General features: G+C 73.4%; 16 protein-coding genes. 2 read left to right on the top strand and 14 right to left on the bottom strand.

Going from position 1 to position 17,771, the window contains the following annotated elements; translation table 11 throughout:
• Nucleotides 1-27 precede the first annotated feature (27 nt).
• From gatB to GA0070624_RS10805, 14 genes are all read right to left on the bottom strand, one after another.
• Entirely contained in the window at nt 28-1,527 is a 1,500-nt protein-coding gene (gene gatB / locus GA0070624_RS10870) for an Asp-tRNA(Asn)/Glu-tRNA(Gln) amidotransferase subunit GatB (RefSeq protein ID WP_091339793.1), read from the bottom strand.
• Nucleotides 1,528-1,540: 13 nt separating this feature from the next.
• Nucleotides 1,541-3,016, bottom strand: coding sequence for an Asp-tRNA(Asn)/Glu-tRNA(Gln) amidotransferase subunit GatA (gene gatA, locus GA0070624_RS10865; RefSeq protein ID WP_091339790.1), 1,476 nt, complete (start codon nt 3,014-3,016; stop codon nt 1,541-1,543).
• Complete coding sequence (gatC, locus tag GA0070624_RS10860; protein ID WP_091339788.1) at nt 3,013-3,318, bottom strand: Asp-tRNA(Asn)/Glu-tRNA(Gln) amidotransferase subunit GatC; 306 nt, start codon at nt 3,316-3,318, stop codon at nt 3,013-3,015. The genes gatA and gatC overlap by 4 nt, the downstream gene beginning before the upstream one ends.
• Before the next feature lie 204 nt (nt 3,319-3,522).
• Nucleotides 3,523-5,973: a putative bifunctional diguanylate cyclase/phosphodiesterase gene (locus GA0070624_RS10855; RefSeq protein WP_091339785.1), complete on the bottom strand. Its 2,451-nt coding sequence runs from the start codon at nt 5,971-5,973 to the stop codon at nt 3,523-3,525.
• Nucleotides 5,974-6,136: 163 nt separating this feature from the next.
• Nucleotides 6,137-8,272 carry an NAD-dependent DNA ligase LigA gene (gene ligA, locus GA0070624_RS10850; protein WP_091339781.1) on the bottom strand — a complete coding sequence of 712 codons (2,136 nt, stop codon included), beginning with the start codon at nt 8,270-8,272 and terminating at the stop codon, nt 6,137-6,139.
• Between the two features lie 242 nt (nt 8,273-8,514).
• Nucleotides 8,515-9,528, bottom strand: a complete 1,014-nt coding sequence (locus tag GA0070624_RS10845) for an ADP-ribosylglycohydrolase family protein (protein WP_091339778.1) — start codon at nt 9,526-9,528, stop codon at nt 8,515-8,517.
• Between the two features lie 47 nt (nt 9,529-9,575).
• Nucleotides 9,576-9,944, bottom strand: a complete 369-nt coding sequence (locus GA0070624_RS10840) for a VOC family protein (protein ID WP_176731661.1) — start codon at nt 9,942-9,944, stop codon at nt 9,576-9,578.
• 40 nt (nt 9,945-9,984) lie between these two features.
• Nucleotides 9,985-10,989 (bottom strand): uroporphyrinogen decarboxylase/cobalamine-independent methonine synthase family protein, encoded by a 1,005-nt coding sequence (locus GA0070624_RS10835; RefSeq protein WP_091339771.1) that lies wholly within the window; start codon nt 10,987-10,989, stop codon nt 9,985-9,987.
• Nucleotides 10,990-11,034: 45 nt separating this feature from the next.
• Nucleotides 11,035-12,108 carry a tRNA 2-thiouridine(34) synthase MnmA gene (gene mnmA, locus GA0070624_RS10830; protein WP_091339768.1) on the bottom strand — a complete coding sequence of 358 codons (1,074 nt, stop codon included), beginning with the start codon at nt 12,106-12,108 and terminating at the stop codon, nt 11,035-11,037.
• Between the two features lie 36 nt (nt 12,109-12,144).
• Nucleotides 12,145-13,320 carry a cysteine desulfurase family protein gene (locus tag GA0070624_RS10825; RefSeq protein WP_091339765.1) on the bottom strand — a complete coding sequence of 392 codons (1,176 nt, stop codon included), beginning with the start codon at nt 13,318-13,320 and terminating at the stop codon, nt 12,145-12,147.
• A 365-nt stretch (nt 13,321-13,685) separates the two neighbouring features.
• A complete protein-coding gene (locus GA0070624_RS10820) occupies nt 13,686-14,645 on the bottom strand; it encodes an electron transfer flavoprotein subunit alpha/FixB family protein (RefSeq protein WP_091339761.1) in 960 nt (319 codons plus the stop codon).
• A gap of 11 nt (nt 14,646-14,656) precedes the next feature.
• Nucleotides 14,657-15,436 (bottom strand): electron transfer flavoprotein subunit beta/FixA family protein, encoded by a 780-nt coding sequence (locus GA0070624_RS10815; protein ID WP_091339757.1) that lies wholly within the window; start codon nt 15,434-15,436, stop codon nt 14,657-14,659.
• 390 nt (nt 15,437-15,826) lie between these two features.
• Nucleotides 15,827-16,234, bottom strand: coding sequence for a hypothetical protein (locus GA0070624_RS10810; protein ID WP_425413500.1), 408 nt, complete (start codon nt 16,232-16,234; stop codon nt 15,827-15,829).
• A gap of 2 nt (nt 16,235-16,236) precedes the next feature.
• Nucleotides 16,237-17,034, bottom strand: a complete 798-nt coding sequence (locus GA0070624_RS10805; protein WP_091339750.1) for a GNAT family N-acetyltransferase — start codon at nt 17,032-17,034, stop codon at nt 16,237-16,239.
• Nucleotides 17,035-17,075: 41 nt separating this feature from the next.
• Between GA0070624_RS10805 and GA0070624_RS10800 the strand changes: the two genes are divergently transcribed.
• The gene (locus tag GA0070624_RS10800) at nt 17,076-17,462 is read left to right on the top strand and encodes a YidH family protein (protein WP_091339747.1); all 387 of its coding nucleotides are present in this window, start codon (nt 17,076-17,078) and stop codon (nt 17,460-17,462) included.
• A complete protein-coding gene (locus GA0070624_RS10795) occupies nt 17,459-17,758 on the top strand; it encodes a DUF202 domain-containing protein (RefSeq protein ID WP_091339743.1) in 300 nt (99 codons plus the stop codon). The genes GA0070624_RS10800 and GA0070624_RS10795 overlap by 4 nt, the downstream gene beginning before the upstream one ends.
• The last annotated feature ends 13 nt before the right edge of the window (nt 17,759-17,771 follow it).

Below are 17,771 nucleotides of genomic sequence, written 5' to 3'. Positions count from 1 at the left end.
GTCGGACGGCGGCCTTCCCGGTGGGACTCAGCCCTGGGCGCCGAGGCGCTCCAGGATCAGCTCGCGGACGGTCTTGGCGTCGGCCTGGCCGCGGGTGGCCTTCATGACCGCGCCGACCAGCGCGCCGGCCGCGGCGACCTTGCCGCTGCGGACCTTGTCCGCGACGTCCGGGTTGGCGGCGATCGCCTCGTCCACGGCGGCGGTGAGCGCGCCGGTGTCGGAGACGACCTCCAGGTTGCGGTTGGTCATGATCTCGGTCGGCGAGCCCTCGCCGGCCACCACGCCCTCCAGCACGGTCCGGGCCAGCTTGTCGTTGAGCTTGCCGGCGTCGACCAGGCCCTGCAGCTCGGCGACCTGCTCCGGGGTGGCCCCGACGTCGGCCAGCTCCACGCCGGTCTCGTTGGCCCGCCGGGACAGCTCGCCCAGCCACCACTTGCGCGCGGCGGCCGGGGTGGCGCCGGCGGCCACGGTCTGCTCGATCAGCTCGACCGCGCCGGCGTTCAGCACCGACTGCATGTCCAGGTCGGACAGGCCCCACTGCTCCTGCAGCCGGCGGCGGTGCAGCCGGGGCAGCTCCGGCAGGGCGGCCTTCAGCTCAGCCACCCAGGCCGGGTCCGGCGCGAGCGGCACCAGGTCCGGCTCCGGAAAGTACCGGTAGTCGGTGGCGGTCTCCTTGGACCGGCCGGGGGTGGTGTCGCCGGTGTCCTCGTGGAAGTGCCGGGTCTCCTGGGTGATCTTCCCGCCGGCGTCGAGCACCGACGCCTGGCGCAGCATCTCCGAGCGGACCGCCCGCTCGACCGAGCGCAGCGAGTTGACGTTCTTGGTCTCGGTGCGGGTGCCCCACTCCTGGCCGGGCAGGTTCAGCGACGTGTTGACGTCGCAGCGCAGCGAGCCCTCCTCCATCCGGACGTCGGAGACGCCGAGCGAGCGGATCACGTCGCGCAGCTCGGTGACGTACGCCCGGGCCACCTCCGGCGCCATCGCGCCGGTGCCGGGGACCGGCTTGGTGACGATCTCCACCAGCGGGATGCCGGCCCGGTTGTAGTCGACCAGCGACTCGGTCGCCCCGTGGATGCGGCCAGTGGCGCCACCGACGTGCAGCGTCTTGCCGGTGTCCTCCTCCAGGTGCACCCGCTCGATGCCGATCCGGACCAGCTCGCCGTTGACCTCGACGTCCAGGTAGCCGTCGACGCAGAGCGGCTCGTCGTACTGGCTGATCTGGAAGTTCTTCGGCATGTCCGGGTAGAAGTAGTTCTTCCGGGCGAACCGGCACCACTCGGCGATCGAGCAGTTCAACGCCAGGCCGATCCGGATCGTCGCCTCGATGGCCGCCTTGTTGGCCACCGGCAGCGAGCCGGGCAGGCCCAGGCAGACCGGGCAGACCCGGGTGTTCGGCTCGCCGCCGAAGTCGGTCGGGCAGCCGCAGAACATCTTGGTCTTCGTGCCCAGCTCGACGTGCGTCTCCAGACCGATCACCGGTTCGTAGCGCGCGACAACCTCGTCGTACGCGGGCAGTGTCGTCGTCATCGGTGCTCCTGCCTCACAGTGCCGGTGGGGTGAACGTGCCGACCGTGGACTCCAGCGCGGCGGCGACCCGGTACATCCGGTCGTCGGCCATCGTCGGGGCCATGATCTGCAGGCCGACCGGGAGCCCGTCGGAGAGCCCGCACGGCACCGAGATCGCCGGTCCGCCGTACAGGTTGGTCGGGATGGTGAACAGGTCGGCCAGATACATCTGGTACGGGTCGGCGGTGCGCGCCCCGATCGGGAAGGCCACGAACGGCGTGGTCGGCGAGATCAGCGCGTCCACCTGCTCGAACGCCGAGGTGAAGTCCCGGGTGATCAGCGTACGGACCTTCTGCGCCTGCCCGTAGTAGGCGTCGTAGTAGCCCGAGGAGAGCGCGTACGTGCCGATCATGATGCGCCGCTTGACCTCGGGGCCGAAGCCGGCCTCCCGGGTCAGCGACATGACCTCCTCCAGCGACCGGTTGCCGTCGTCGCCGACCCGCAGGCCGAACCGGACCCCGTCGAAGCGGGCCAGGTTGGAGGAGCACTCGCTCGGCGCGATCAGGTAGTAGGCCGGCAGGGCGTACTTGAAGTGCGGGCAGGAGATCTCGACGATCTCGGCGCCCAGCTTCGCCAGCGCCTCCACCGACTCGCGGAACGCGGCCATCACGCCCGGCTCCGCGCCCTCGCCGGTGAACTCGGTCACCACACCGAGCTTCACCCCGGTCAGGTCGCCGGTCGCGCCCAGCCTCGCGGCGCCCACCACGTCCGGCACCGGCTGCGGGATCGAGGTGGAGTCGCGTGGGTCGTGGCCGCCGATCACCTGGTGCAGCAGCGCGGCGTCCAGCACCGTACGGGCGCACGGGCCGGGGGTGTCCAGCGACGAGGAGAACGCCACCAGGCCGTACCGGGAGGTGCCGCCGTAGGTGGGCTTCGCGCCGACGGTGCCGGTGACCGCGCCGGGCTGGCGGATCGACCCGCCGGTGTCCGAGCCGATCGCCAGCGGCGCCTCGTACGCGGCCAGCGCGGCCGCGCTGCCACCACCCGAGCCGCCCGGGATCCGACTCAGGTCCCACGGGTTGTGAGTCGGCCCGTACGCGGAGTATTCGGTGGAGGAGCCCATGGCGAACTCGTCCATGTTGGTCTTGCCGAGCATCACCGTGCCGGCGTCGCGCAGCCGCTGCACGATCGTCGAGTCGTACGGCGGGCGCCAGCCCTCCAGGATCTTCGACCCTACGGTGGTCGGCACGCCCTTGGTGGTGAGCACGTCCTTGACCGCGACCGGCACGCCGGCCAGCGGGCCCAACTCCGCGCCGGCGGCCCGGCGCTCGTCCAGCGCACGGGCGGCGGCCAGCGCGCCCTCGGTGTCGACGTGCAGGAAGGCGTGCACCCGGTCCTCGACCGCGGCGATCCGGTCCAGGTGGGCCTGCGTCACCTCGACGGCCGAGGTCTCTCCACCGGCCACGAGCCCGGCGATCTCCGCCGCGCTGAGCTTGGTCAGGTCGCTCATGAAGCCACATCCTCGTCCAGGATCCGCGGTACGCGGAACCGCTGCTCCTCGGCGTCGGGCGCACCCGACAGCGCCTCCTCGGGGGTCAGGCACGGCGTCACCACGTCCTCCCGGAGGACGTTGGTCAGCGGTACCGAGTGGGAGGTCGGCGGGATGTCCGCCGCGGCGACCTCGCCGACCTGGGCGACCGACTGGAGGATCACGTCGAGTTGGCCGGCGAAGGTGTCCAACTCCTCCTCGGTGACGGCGAGCCGCGACAGTCGCGCCAGGTGCGCGACCTCCTCGCGGGAGATGGCGGCCATCGGTGCCCCCTTCGTGGCTGTCCTGCTGCCTCTGCGTGTGCCGGCCGCGCGGGGTCGAGATGACGCGCGGTGACCGGAGCGAGTCTATTGTCCTGCGCTCGCCCCGACGCCTCCGACTCCCCCCTCCGCCCGGGACGCTGAGTCGTTCACGACATCAGCTCCACCGCGCCCATCCGCCAGTCCCGCCGCCGGCCGGCGAACCGCTCAGCGCGTCGGGCGGCGGGAATGCTCCGCGTCGCCGGACACCGCGGGGCGGACCGGCCGATACCGGGACAGCCAGGTCCCCAGTTCCTCGGCCGGCATGGGACGGGCGTAGAACCAGCCCTGCGCCACATCGCAGCCGGCCGCGTGCAGCAGCCGCCAGGTCCGCTCGTCCTCCACGCCCTCGGCCACCACCCGCAGCCCGAGCGCCCCGGCCAGCTCGATCATCGACCGGACGATCGCCGCGTCGTCCGGGTCGTCGGCCATCCCCAGCACGAACGACCGGTCCACCTTCACCTCCGACAGCGGCAGCCGGCGCAGGTGTTGCAACGACGAGTAGCCGGTGCCGAAGTCGTCCAGCGCGATGCCGACGCCGGTCCGGTTGAGCTGGGAGATGCTGGCCAGCACCCGCCGGGGATCCATCAGCGCCCCCTCGGTGATCTCCACCTGCAGCCGGTCCGGGTGTACCCCGTAGCGGGCGAGCCGGTCGGCGATCTGGTCGGCGATCTCCCCGGTGTGCAGGTCCCGGACGCTGACGTTGAGCGCGGCGCGCAAACTGATCCCGGCCGCCGACCACTTGGCGAGCTGCTCGACCACGTCGTCGACCACCCGGCGGGTGAGCAGGCGCATCACCGCGCTCTGCTCGGCGACCTGGATCAGCTCCCCCGGGTCGACCATGCCGCGGCGGGGATGCCGCCAGCGCAGCAACGCCTCGACCCCGACGACCTCCCCGGTGGCGATGGCGATCTGCGGTTGGTAGTACATGGTGATCTCGCCCGCATCGGCAGCCGGCTCGGCCTCGGCGTCGTCGGCCGGCGGGGCCGGGACGGGCGCCTCGTCCGGCTCGTCGACCGCCTCGGGCAGGACGGCGTCGGGAAGCGGCTCCTCGGTCGGACGGGCGGCCCGCCGACGGATCGGGTCGGCGCCGGTGACGATCCGGTTGATCAGCTCGTCGCCGTGCGGGATCCGCGACCGCTCGCGGCGGCGGCGCAGCCGCCACCGGCTGGGCGCACCGTTGCCGCGGACGTCGTCGCCGTCGAGCGGTACGCCGCCGGCGGGCAGCGCGGCGCCGTCACCGCCGCGCACCCCCCGGTCCGCCACCCCGGCGACGCCGGGCCGACCGGGGCGGTCCGCCGGGTCAGCGCGTGGGCCGGCCTCGAGTACGCGGCGCAGGTCGGCCAGGAGGCTCAGCCGCTCGGCCGAGTTGTGGTCGGACTCGGCGGCGTAGACCGCGACGGTGTCGTTGCGGTGCTTCGCGTCGTACATGGCCACGTCGGCGTGGCGCATCAGGGTGGTGAAGTCCTCGCCGTGCTCGGGGAAGATGGCGATACCGATCGAGCCCCCGACGTCCAGCGGCAGGCCATCCATCAGGACCGGCTCGGCGAGCGCGCCGGCCACCCGGTCGGCCAGCTCCCGGGCCGCGTCGGTGCCGGTGAGCCGGGTGACCACGATCGCGAACTCGTCCCCACCGAGCCGGGCGACCAGGTCCCCGTCGGGCACCACGTCGGTCAGCCGGGCGCTCACCTCGACCAGCAGCCGGTCCCCCACCGCGTGCCCGAGGGCGTCGTTGACGTGCTTGAACCGGTCCAGGTCGATCAGCAGCAGGGCCAGGTGGAAGTCGGGCTCACCCCGCGCGGCCCGCTCGGCGTGCAGGTGCACCTGCTCGGCGACCTCGGCCAGCAGCGCCTTGCGGTTGGGCAGGCCGGTGAGCGGGTCCAGCGCGGCGAGTTGCTCCTGCTCGGCGGAGAGCCGGGCCATCCGGTAGACGGCGAAGAGCGGCACCAGCACCAGCGGGATCAGGGCCGCGCTGGCCCGGGCGGCGGCGACCAGCACCGGGGCGAGCAGCAGCAGGGAGCCGGTGGAGATCAGCTCGTACGGCAGCCCCTGCCGCAGGCTCGGCCACCACCGGTCGCCGAAGCGCAACCGGACCGCGGTGCTGACCAGGCCGTAGTTGACCGCAAACCAGGCCGCGGTGGCGCCGCCCATCGCCGCGACGTCCATCCAGCGCAACCGTCCGTCGTCGAAGATGCCGCCGGGGCCGAGCCGGGTGATCACGTACGCGGCGCCGAGGGCGCAGGCGTACTGGGCGGCGTTGAAGCCGGTCCGCCACACGGCGTGCCCCATCCGCCAGCCCGAGACGACCACCGCCACCGCCTGCACCGCGACCGCCGGGCCCAGCCCCCAGCCGAGCAGGATGGCGAAGGTGAAACAGGTCGACGGGAAGACCGCCGAGGTCTGCCGCCGACCGGGCGGGACGAACGGACGCGCGTCGCAGGCGACGGCGAGCGCCGCCATGGTCCAGAACGCCGCCGGCAGCTCGGGCAGCCGCTCGGCGAGCCTGGCCAGCGGCTCGGCCGAGACCAGCGCGGCCAGGACGAAGACCGCGGCGATGAAGCCGAAGAACGGCGCCACCCGTCCGGGAGGGACGGAGTTTCGCGGATCGGCGGCCTCCATCGCACCTCCCGGGAAACGGCCGTGGCATGCTCGGCGCACGCCGTGCATCAATGAAACGCCCTTGGCCCCGGTTTCCCCCGCAGGACAGTCATGAAGCGGTCACAGTCGTAACGAAGTTGGTATCGGCGGCGAGGACCGCTGCCGATTCACGTTGAGCCGGGCCTCAGCCCTCGGTGCGGGCGACCTCCCGGGCCGCCTCCGGGCCGGACTCGAGCAGCACCCGGAAGCCGTCCTCGTCGAGGATCGGGAGCTTGAGGCTGGCCGCCTTGTCGGCCTTGGAGCCGGGGTTGTCCCCCACCACCACGAAGCTCGTCTTCTTGGAGACCGAACCGGTGACCTTGCCGCCGCGGCTCTGGATCGCCTCGGACGCCTGGTCCCGGCTGAACCCGGCGAGCGTGCCGGTCACCACCACGGTGACCCCCTCCAGCGGGCGGGGCCCCTCGTCGACCGCTTCCTCGGCCATCCGGACGCCCGCCTCGGCCCACTTGCGCACCACCTCGCGGTGCCAGTCGACGGCGAACCACTCCTTGATGCTGGCGGCGATGGTCGGGCCGACACCGTCCACCGAGGACAGCTCCTCCTCGCTGGCCCGGTCGATGGCCTCGATCGAGCGGAAGTGTCGCGCGAGGGCCTGCGCCGCGGTGGGACCGACATGCCGGACGGAGAGCGCGACCAGCACCCGCCAGAGGTCGCGCTCCTTGGCCACGGCGAGGTTGTCCAGCAGCTTGGTGGCGTTGGTGCCCAGGCTGCCGTCCTTGTTGACGAAGAACGGCGAGCGGGCGAGCTGTTCGGCGTCGAGCTGGAACAGGTCACCCTCGTCGGAGATGATCTGCGCGTCGAGCAGGGCCGCGGCGCCCTTGTAGCCCAGCACCTCGATGTCGAAGGCGCCCCGGCCGGCCAGGTGGAAGACCCGCTCGCGCAGCTGCGCCGGACAGCTGCGGCTGTTGGGGCAGCGGATGTCGACGTCGGCCTCCTTGGCGGGGGCGAGGGGGGTGCCGCAGGCCGGGCAGGTGGTGGGCATGACGAACGGCCGGGCGTCGGCGGGCCGCAGGTCGACCACCGGGCCGAGCACCTCGGGGATCACGTCGCCGGCCTTGCGCAGCACCACCGTGTCGCCGATCAGCACCCCCTTGCGCTCGACCTCCCGGGCGTTGTGCAGGGTGGCCAGAGCGACGGTGGAGCCGGCCACGCGCACCGGCTCCAGCACTGCGAACGGGGTGACCCGGCCGGTGCGCCCCACGTTCACGTCGATGTCGATCAGCTTGGTGGTCACCTCCTCCGGCGGGTACTTGAAGGCGATCGCCCAGCGCGGAGCCCGGCTGGTGGAGCCGAGCCGCCCCTGGATGGAGACCGGATCGACCTTGACCACCACGCCGTCGATCTCGTGCTCGACGTCGTGCCGGTGCTGGGCGTAGTACGCGACGTACTCGGCGACGCCGGCCAGGTCGGGGACCACCCGCCACCGGTCGCTGGTCGGCAGCCCCCACGCCTTCAGCGCCGCGTACGACTCGGACTGGGCGGCCGGCTGGAAGCCGCGGCGGGCGCCGATGCCGTGCACCACCAGGCGCAGCGGCCGGGAGGCGGTGACCCGCGGGTCCTTCTGCCGCAGGCTGCCGGCGGCCGCGTTGCGCGGGTTCGCGAACGGCGCCTTGCCCTGCTCGACGAGGCCGGCGTTGAGGTCGGCGAAGGCGGCGACCGGGAAGTAGACCTCGCCGCGGACCTCGAGAAACTCCGGCACGTCGGGGAAATCCTCGGTGCCGGTCAGCCGGCTCGGCACGTCCCGGATGCTGCGGACGTTGGCGGTGACGTCCTCGCCGGTGCGCCCGTCGCCCCGGGTGGCGGCCCGGACCAGGCGGCCGCGCTCGTAGGTGAGGTTGATCGCCAGGCCGTCGACCTTGAGCTCGCAGAGGTACGGCACCGGGCCGCCGGCGTCCCGCTCGACCCGCTCGGCCCAGGCGGCCAGCTCCTCGTCGGCGAAGGCGTTGTCCAGCGAGAGCATCCGCTCGGCGTGGGTCACCGGCGTGAAGTCGGTGGAGAAGGTGCCACCGACCCGCTGGGTCGGCGAGTCGGGCGTGCGCAGCGCGGGGAACTCCGCCTCCAACGCCTCCAGCTCGCGCAGCTGCTTGTCGAACTCGGCGTCGGAGATGGTCGGCGCGTCGAGCACGTAGTAGCGGTACTGGTGCTCGGTGAGCTCCTGGCTCAGCGTGGCGTGCCGCTCCCGCGCCTCCGGGGTCGGCTCGGCGCCCGCCGCCGCCTCCTGCGCCGGGCTGACCTGCTGGGGAATCGCTTCCTCGGACACCCTGCCGCCTTCCGACACCGCTGCTGACCTCCTCTGATCCTGCTACCCCACGAACGTTAGCCCCGGGGTGGGACAACCGTCCCCCCACACCCGCCCCGCCCCCCGACCAATCCGGTCGATCATGAAGTTATTGCCCTCGATTCCGGCGTGTCCATGACAACAACTTCATGATCAACCAGCACAGGGGGCGGGCGGGGAGGGGCGGGCGGGGAGGGGCGGTGGGGGTGGGGGTGGGGTGGGGGTCAGTCGTGGGGGGTGGCTAGGGCGGTGAGCTGGTCGGCGTACTCGATGCGGGTGGACCAGTCCGACGGCCAGGCAGCCATGCCGTGGGCGGCGCCGACGAAGGCGCCGGCGAGGGCGGCGATCGAGTCGGAGTCGCCGGCGGTGGTCGCCCCGCGGGCCAGCGCGCCGACCGGGTCGTCGGCGTGCCGGAGGGCGCAGAGCAGCGCGGTCGCCAGCGCCTCCTCGGCGATCCAGCCCTCGCCGGTGTGCCGGCAAGGATCGCCGCCGTCGTCGGGACGGGCCAGCGCCGCGTCGAGGCGGGCCAGCGCCTGCAGGCACTCGTCCCAGCCCCGGGCGATGAACTCCGCCGGCGTCTCCGCCCGCGAACGCTGCCAGAGGTCGCCGAGCCAGTCGGCGCGGTAGACCAGGCGCTGCTCGCGTGCCCGCGCGGTGAGCAGGCCGGGCAGCTCGGCCAGCCCGGCGCCGTCGCGCAACAGCCGCACCGCGTACGCGGTGAGCTCGCTGGCCGCCAGGCCGGTGGGGTGGCCGTGGGTCAGGCCGGCCTGGAGCTGGGCCAGCCCGGCGAGCGTGTCCAGGTCGACGTCGAGCAGCCCGACCGGGGTGACCCGCATGTTGGCGCCGCAGCCCTTCGAGTCGGCCACGGTCGCCTCCTGCCAGCGGGTGCCCCGGGACAGCTCGGCGCAGGCCCGTAGGCAGGTCATGCCGGGCGCGCGATTGTTGTCGGGGCTGACCGACCAGTCGAGGAAGCGCCGCCGCAGCAGCGGCTCCACCCCCGCCGGGGTGAACGCGGGCGCGTCGTGCAGCGCCCAACCCACGGCGAGCCCCATCTGGGTGTCGTCGGTGACCAGCGCGGGATCACCGACCAGCTCCCGGGGCCCGGTCGGGCCGTACCGGCGCTCGATCTCGGCGACGGTGAGGAATTCGGTCGGCTTGCCCAGGGCGTCACCGTAGGCGAGACCGAAGAGCGAGCCGGAGGCCCGCCGGAGCGAGGTGTCGATCACGGTGGCGATCATGCACCGTGGCCGCACCCCCCGCCAGGCTGGCCTCCCGCCCCTCCCGGTCAGTCCCAGCAGAGGCAGAACGGGTGCCCGGCCGGGTCAGCGTAGACCCGGAAGCCGTCACCCTCGCCCGGCAACCGCCGGGCGCCCAGGGCCAGGGCCGCCTTCTCCGCGGTCTCGATGTCGTCGACGGTGACGTCGAGGTGGAACTGCTGGGGCCGCTCCGGGTCGGGCCAGGCCGGCGCCCGCAGGTTGGGCGCCTTCTGGAACGCGATCCGCGGCTGATGTCCGGGCGGGCCACCGAGGATGACCCAGTCGTCGCCGTCGGAGTTGTCCTCGATCAGCGGCAGGCCGAGCAGCTCGGCGTAGAAGCCGGCCAGGGCGCGCGGATCCGGGCAGTCGATCACCACTGAACGCAGCTGTCCAATCATGCCCGTCATCCTGCCCTGGGGGTACGACCGGAAACCTCACTCACTCCTCGTACAGCCGGCGGCCGGCGTCCCGGCAGGCGGTGAGGACGGCGCGGGCGTACTGCGGGGTGGCCGCCGCGAGGCCGCAGGCCGGGGTGACCACCACCTGCTCGGCGAGGCGGCGACGCGGGAAGCCGAGGCGGTCCCAGAGCTCGCGTACCCGGTCGGCGACCTGGGCGGACGTCGGCGCGCGACCGGCGGACGGCGGCAGGGCCGGCGCGGCGCCGGCCAGCAGCCCGAGCCCGGCGTCGATCGCCTCGCCGAGCGGGTCCAGGTCGGTGACCAGGCTGAGGTCCAGCGCGACCCCGACCGCCCCGGCCGAGCGGATCAGCTCCAACGGCACGTCCGGAGCACAGCAGTGCACCACGGTCGGGACGCCGGCCGCCTCGATCACCGTGCCCAGCAGGGAACCGGCGACGCTGGACTCCACCGGCCGGTGGGTGCCGAAGCCGCTCTCGGTGGGCACCCGGCCGGCGAGCACCGCCGGCAGGGACGGCTCGTCGAGCTGGAGCAGCACCGAGGCCCGGGGCAGGCGGCGGGCCACCGCCTCGACGTGCCCGCGCAGCCCCTCGGCGAGCGAGCCGGTGAGATCGCGCACCGCGCCCGGGTCGCGCAGCATCCGGCCGCCGATCGGCAGCTCCAGCGAGGCGGCCAGGGTGAGTGGACCACCGGCCTGCACCTTGATCGGCCCGGCGTACTCCTCGGCCTGCTCGGCGAGCTGGTCCAGGTCCCGTTCCATCAGGTCGCGGGCCCGGCGCAGGTCCCGCCCCGGGCGCGCGGCGATCCGCCAGCGGGCCGCGTACAGCTCGACCGGCAGTTCGACGAGGAGGCCGCCGGTGCGGCCGATCAGGTCGGCGCCGGGGCCCCGGGCGGGCAGCTCCGCCAGGTGCGGCAGGGCGGGCAGCTCACCGAGGACGACCCGCTGGGCCTCGGCGATGTCGGTGCCGGGCAGCGAGCCGATGCCGGTCGCCGCCCCGGCGGGCCAGGGCCAGGGCTGATCAGTCACGGCCGAAGATTATCCGTTGCGCCCGGTGGCCGGGGCGCGGAGCGGTCAGCCGGTGATGGTGGCCGAGCCGAGCACCACGTCCCCGGCCGGGTCCGGCCGGTACGCCACGATCGCCTGGCCGGCGGCGACCCCGCGCACCGGTCGGCGCAGCTCGGCGGAGAGCCCGTCGCCGCGGAGCTCGACGGTGGCCGGCACCACGTCGCCGTGCGCCCGCAGCTGCACCTCGCACTCGACCGGCGCGGTCGGTCGCTCGCCGCCGGTCCAGACCGGGCGGGTCGCCCGCACCTGGGAGACCTCCAGCGCCTCGGCCGGGCCGACGGTCACCGTGTTGGTCTTCGGGGTGATGGAGAGCACGTAGCGGGGGCGGCCGTCCGGGGCGGGCCGGTCCAGGTGCAGGCCGCGCCGCTGGCCGACGGTGTACGCGTAAGCGCCGGTGTGACTGCCGACCACCGCGCCGGTGAGCGCGTCGACCACGTCGCCGGGCGTCTCGCCGAGCCGCTCGGCGAGGAAGCCACGGGTGTCACCGTCGGCGATGAAGCAGATGTCGTGCGAGTCCGGCTTGTCGGCCACCGCGAGCCCGCGCCGGGCCGCCTCCTCGCGTACCTGCGCCTTGGTGGAGTCGCCGAGCGGGAAGATCGACCGGTCCAGCTGCTCGCGGGTCAGCACCGCCAGGACGTACGACTGGTCCTTGGCGAGGTCGACGCTGCGCCGCAGCAGGCCGTCGGGGCCGAGCCGGGCGTGGTGACCGGTGACCACCGCGTCGAAGCCCAGAGCCACGGCCCGGTCCAGCACCGCGGCGAACTTGATCTTCTCGTTGCAGCGCAGGCAGGGGTTCGGGGTACGGCCGGCCGCGTACTCGGCGACGAAGTCGTCCACCACATCCTCGTGGAAGCGGTCCGCCATGTCCCAGACGTAGAACGGGATGCCGATCACGTCGGCGGCCCGCCGGGCGTCCCGGGAGTCCTCGAGCGTGCAGCAGCCGCGGGCCCCGGTGCGGTAGGTCTGCGGGTTGCGGGCCAGCGCCAGGTGCACCCCGGTCACGTCGTGCCCGGCCTCCACCGCGCGCGCCGCCGCCACGGCGGAGTCCACCCCGCCCGACATCGCCGCCAGAACCCTCACCAGTCCACTCCCCTCATCCCACCGAGCGTATCCGGGTCAGCGGGGGGTACGGAGGGCGGCCGCGCGGCGGGCCCGGTCGACAGCCGCCGGGAGGGCGGCGATGAGGGCGTCGACGTCGGCGCGGGTGCTGGTGTGGCCGAGGGTGAAGCGCAGCGAGGAGCGGGCGCGGTCGTCGTCGGCACCCATCGCCAGCAACACGTGCGAGGGCTGGGCCACCCCGGCCGAGCACGCCGAGCCGGTCGAGCAGGCGATGCCCTGGGCGTCCAGGAGCAGCAGCAGTGCGTCCCCCTCGCAGCCGGGGAAGGAGAAGTGGGCGTTGCCGGGGAGCCGATCGACCGGGTCGCCGTTGAAGACCACCTCGGGCACCGCCTGCCGGACCCGTTCGACCAGCTCGTCGCGGAGGGCGGCGACTCGGGCGGCGTACTCCTGCTGGCCCTTCACCGCGGTCTCGACGGCGACCGCGAAGGCTACGATGCCGGCGGTGTCGAGGGTGCCGGAGCGGACGTCGCGCTCCTGGCCGCCGCCGTGCAACAGCGGGGTGGCCGCCACGTCCCGGGCCAGCAGCAGGGCGCCGACCCCGGTCGGCCCGCCGAGCTTGTGCCCGGTCACGGTGAGCGCGGCAACGCCGCTGGCGGCGAAGTCGACCGGCACCTGGCCGACCGCCTGGATCGCGTCGGTGTGGAAGGGCACGCCGTGCTCGGCAGCGACCGCCGCCAGCTCGGCCACCGGCTGCACGGTGCCGACCTCGTTGTTGGCCCACATCGCGGTGGCCAGGGCGACCCGCTCGCCGTGCTCGGCCAGCTCGGCGCGGAGCCGGTCCGGGTCGAGCCGACCGGCGGCGTCGACCCGCAACCAGCCGACCTCGATGCCCTCGTGTCGGGCCAGCCAGTCCACCGCGTCCAGCACCGCGTGGTGCTCGACGGCGCTGGCGACGACCCGGACCCGGTGGGGCCGGGCGGCGCGGCGGGCCCAGAAGATGCCCTTCACCGCGAGGTTGTCGCTCTCCGTGCCGCCGCCGGTGAAGATCACCTCAGACGGGCGGGCGCCGAGCGCGGCGGCCACCCGTTCCCGGGACTCCTCCACCCGCCGCCGGGCACGCCGGCCCGCAGCGTGCAGCGACGACGCGTTGCCGACCTCGCGGGCGGTGGCGACGTACGCCTCGAGTGCCTCGTCGAGCATCGGGGTCGTCGCCGCATGATCCAGGTATGCCATCACCCTTAAGCCTATCGGCCGGGAGCTGACCCGCCGGATGCCGCAGTGCCGGTCTGCGCCGGGCCGGGCGGCAGCGAATCTCTCGCGGAGTCCGGGGTACTACGGGGTCGGGCTGATCGATCCCCAGGAGCATGCAGATCCTCCCGGCCGGTACGCTCGCCCCGGGCTCTCGCGCCCCCCTGAACGGGCTGATCGGCGGGCCGGCTCAGCTCCCCGGCTCGCCGATCAGCTCCCATCGTCGCCCGCCCGCTGCGGAATACGGGCAGACAGATACCGAGAAAGAGTGGCCATCCACCACGGAATGGCCACTCTTTCTCGGTATCTGCTCCCAGGGGCCGGGGCGCCGGCGGCGCCCGCCCCCTGTCTCACTTGCGCTTGCGGATCTCCTCGGCGGCCTGCGGCACGACCTTGAACAGATCGCCCACCACACCGAAGTCGGCCAGCTCGAAGATCGGGGCCTCGCCGTCCTTGTTCACCGCGACGATGGTCTTCGAGGTCTGCATGCCGGCCCGGTGCTGGATCGCGCCGGAGATGCCGAGCGCGATGTACAGCTGCGGGGAGACGGTCTTGCCGGTCTGACCGACCTGGAACTGGTGCGGGTAGAAGCCGGAGTCGACGGCCGCGCGGGACGCGCCCACGGCGCCGCCGAGCAGGTCGGCCAGCTCCTCGACCAGCTTGAAGTTGTCGGCGTTGCCGACACCGCGACCGCCGGAGACGACGACCGACGCCTCGGTGAGCTCGGGACGGGTGCCCTTCTGCTCGGCGACCCGGTTGACGACCTTGGCCAGCTTGTCGGCGTCGGTGACCGCGACGGTGAGCTGCTCGACCGCCGGGGTGGCCGCGGCGGGCGCCGGGTTGATCGAGTTCGGCCGGACGGTGACCAGCGGCAGGCCCTTGGTGACCTTGGACTTGACGATGGTGGAGCCGGCGAAGGCCACCTGGGTCGCGGTGCCGTCGGCCTCGAGGCCGACCACGTCGGTCAGGATGCCGTTGTCCAGCTTGACCGCCAGGCGGGCGGCGATCTCCTTGCCCTCCTGCGAGGAGGCGAGCAGCACGGCGGCCGGCTGCACTCGGTTGACCAGCTCGGCCAGCACGGTGGCCTTCGGGGCCACCAGGTAGCCGTCGATCTCCTCGCTCTCGGCCGCGTAGACCTTCTCCGCGCCGTACTCGCCCAGCTTGGCGCTCAGCGCCTCGGCGGCGCCGGGGCCGCCGAGCACGACCGCGCTGGGCGTGCCCAGCTCGCGGGCGAGGGTGAGCATCTCCAGGGTGACCTTCTTGACGCCGAATTCCCGGGTGGCTTCGACGACGACGAGAACCTCAGACATGTCCAGACCTCTCACACGAACTTCTCGGTGGCGAGGAACTCGACCAGCTTCGCGCCGCCGTCGCCCTCGTCGGTGATCTTGGCGCCGCCGGAGCGCGGCGGGCGCTTGGTGTGCTCCAGCACGGCGCTGGTCGCGCCGTCGAAGCCCACCTCGGCCGGGGCGACGCCGAGGTCACCCAGGGAGAGCGTCTGCACCGGCTTCTTCTTGGCGGCCATGATGCCCTTGAAGGACGGGTAGCGCGGCTCGTTGATGGTGTCCCAGACGGAGACCACGGCCGGGGTCGAGGCGGTGACCACCTCGTAGCCCTCCTCGGTCTGCCGCTCGACGGTCAGCGTGGCGCCGTCCACGGTGAGCTTGCGCGCACCGGTCAGCGCGGCGACGCCCAGCCGCTCGGCGATCATGTGCGGCATCACCTGGACCCGACCGTCGGTCGACTCGGCGCCGCAGATCACCAGGTCCGCGTTGAGCTGACCGAGCGCGGCGGCGAGCACCTTCGAGGTGGCCACGGCGCAGGACCCGTGCAGGGCGTCGTCCACCACGTGCACGGCCTTGTCCGGGCCCATGGACAGCGCCTTGCGGATCGACTCGGTCGCCCGGTCCGGACCCATGGTCAGGATGGTGACCTCGCCGCCGTGCGCCTCCTTGATCTTCAACGCCTCTTCGATGGCGTACTCGTCCATCTCGTTGATGACGTTGTTCGCCGAACCGCGGTCGACGGTGTTGTCGTCAGAACGCAGGTTGCGGTCCGCGCCCGAATCGGGCACCTGCTTGACGAGTACGACGATGTTCATCGCGCTTCGACGACCCTCCTGTTTGGTGTTGCGATCGCTCGCCCGGTCACGGGCGCAGCCTCCCGCGTGACTTAACGCTCGGTCAACCGCGGGCTGCTGTGCAGTTGCCCACGGGCGCCATGTTACCCGCAAGTAGCATGGCCGCTTCGGGACCTCGGAGTGACACAGGTCACCGCGAGTCGCCCGGCGCGGGTAAGCTCGCAAATCGGGAGGTGACGTACATGTCGGAAATTAGCAGTTCGGCGGCGACAGGTCGGGCCGCGGGAGACGTGGCCGCCTCCCGCCGGCCCTGCCGCCGGATCAGCCCCGACACCTACCGGTGCGCCTGCGGGCGGGTCCGCGACCGCTGCGTCCGGACCAGCGTCCGGGCGCTCTGGTCGGTCGGCGCGGTCAGGCCGGCTCGGCCAGCGCGGTCCTGATCCGGTCGATCATCGCCGCCTCGGCCGGCGCCACCCCCCGGTCCGCCCCGGCCACCCGGTCCACCGCGGCCAGCACCACCGACCGGTACGTCTCCAACTCGTCCGGAGCCTTCTCCCGCAGGATCTGCAGCGCCCGGGTCAGCGCCGGCAGCACCACCGATTCGATCTCCAGCGTCGAGTCCCGGGGCAGCTTCGGCAGCGGGCCGGTGGTGAGCGCCTCCCTCACCACGCCGCTGGCGTCCGCCATCACCCCGGACGCGGCCATGCTCTCCCTGATCATGGCGAGCATCCCGGGCTCGACGTTCGACACCAGGAAGACGGCGCCGAACGCCCCCGTCTTCAGGATGAGTCGCTCCTCCTCCGTCAACCGCTGCTCCATGATCACGGAGTGTAGACGTACGGGGTGGTCGTGGTGACCGGGACGAGGCCGAGCCGCTCCAGGATCGGCCGACTGTCCGGCGAGCAGTCCACCTGGAGCAGCGTCTTCCCGCGCTGCTCGGCCAGCCGCGCCCGGTACGCGACCAACGCCCGGTAGATGCCCCGGCCACGCCACTCGGGCAGCGTCGAGCCGCCCCAGAGGGTCGCGAAGCCGGTGTTGCGCAGGTAGCGGACCCAGCCCGCGCTGACCACCGTCTCCCCCGTCTCGGCCACCACCACGGTGATGGACTGCGGGTCGGCGTCGATCTCCTTCGCCAGCCCGGTCACCAGGTGGCTCCGGTCGTCGTGCCAGACCGCCTCCTCCATCGCGGCGATCCGCTCCAGGTCGGCGCGGGCGGTGACCTCACGCAGGCGTACCCCGTCGGGCAGGACCGGGACGGCGGCGGCCAGCGCCGCGACCGGACCGACCACCACGGTCTCCAGGTCCTCGGGGACGAACCCGGCGGCACGCAGCCGATCGCCCAGGTCGGCCGGCTCGTCGTGGCCGTTGAGCTTCCACTCCACCGCCTCGCCCCGGCGCCGGAAGAGCTCCACCTGCCGGGCGATCAGCTCGTCCAGTTCCGCGCCGGCCAGCCCGCCCAGGTCCCGGTACGTCAGGAAGCCGCGTTGGTCCAGGCCGAGGATGCGGACCAGGGGGCCGTCCCGTTCCACGGTCACCCCGGCCGGCAGCGGGTCGGGGATCTCCGGACGGATCTGGGTGTCGTAGGCGTCCCGCAGCGTGCGGGTGTCAAGATCGGTCATCCTCTCAGGCTATGCATCGGACAAAGCGGATAATCGACGGCGTGTGGGAGGCGATCAGGCGGTGGTTCGATCCCCGTGAGCTGCGGTCGGTCGGAAGCCGGCCCGACTACCGGTTCTCGCTGGCGAACGAGCGGACCTTCCTGGCCTGGCTGCGGACCGGGCTGGCGCTGATCGCCGGCGGGCTGGCCGCCGCGCAGTTCCTGCCGCCGCTGCCCCTGACCCACCTGCGCGAGGCGATCGCCATCGCGCTGCTGCTGTTGGGCGGCACGGTCGCGGTGCGGGCGGTGGACCACTGGGCGCGTACCGAGCGGGCCATCCGGCTCGGCGAGGAACTGCCGGCGTCGCGCTTCCCGGCGGTGCTGGCGCTCGCCGTCGCCCTCGGCGCGCTGCTGCTGGTGGCCGCGGTGCTGGCCCGGGCGATCGGATGACCGGCGACCCGGGCCTCCAGCCGGAACGGACCCGGCTGGCCTGGCGACGCACCCTGCTGGCGTTCGCCGCGGTGGTCGTACTGCTGGTCCGGCTGGCGCTCACCGGCGACCTCACCGACGCCCTGCTGGCGGCGGTCGCGGTGGTGGGTTGGCTCGGCGCGCTCGCGTTGAACTGGCGGCGGGCCACCGGCACCGGACCACGTCGCGCCCAGCGCTGGTCGTTCCCCCTGACCGCGCTGACCGCCGCCGGGCTCGCGCTGCTCGGTGTGCTTTTGGTGCTACGCGGGCTGCGCTGAACGGCATCCGTGG

The organism is Micromonospora rhizosphaerae, assembly GCF_900091465.1.
GTDB classification, from domain to species: Bacteria; Actinomycetota; Actinomycetes; order Mycobacteriales; family Micromonosporaceae; genus Micromonospora; species Micromonospora rhizosphaerae.
This window is presented reverse-complemented; position numbering and strand designations above follow the sequence as displayed.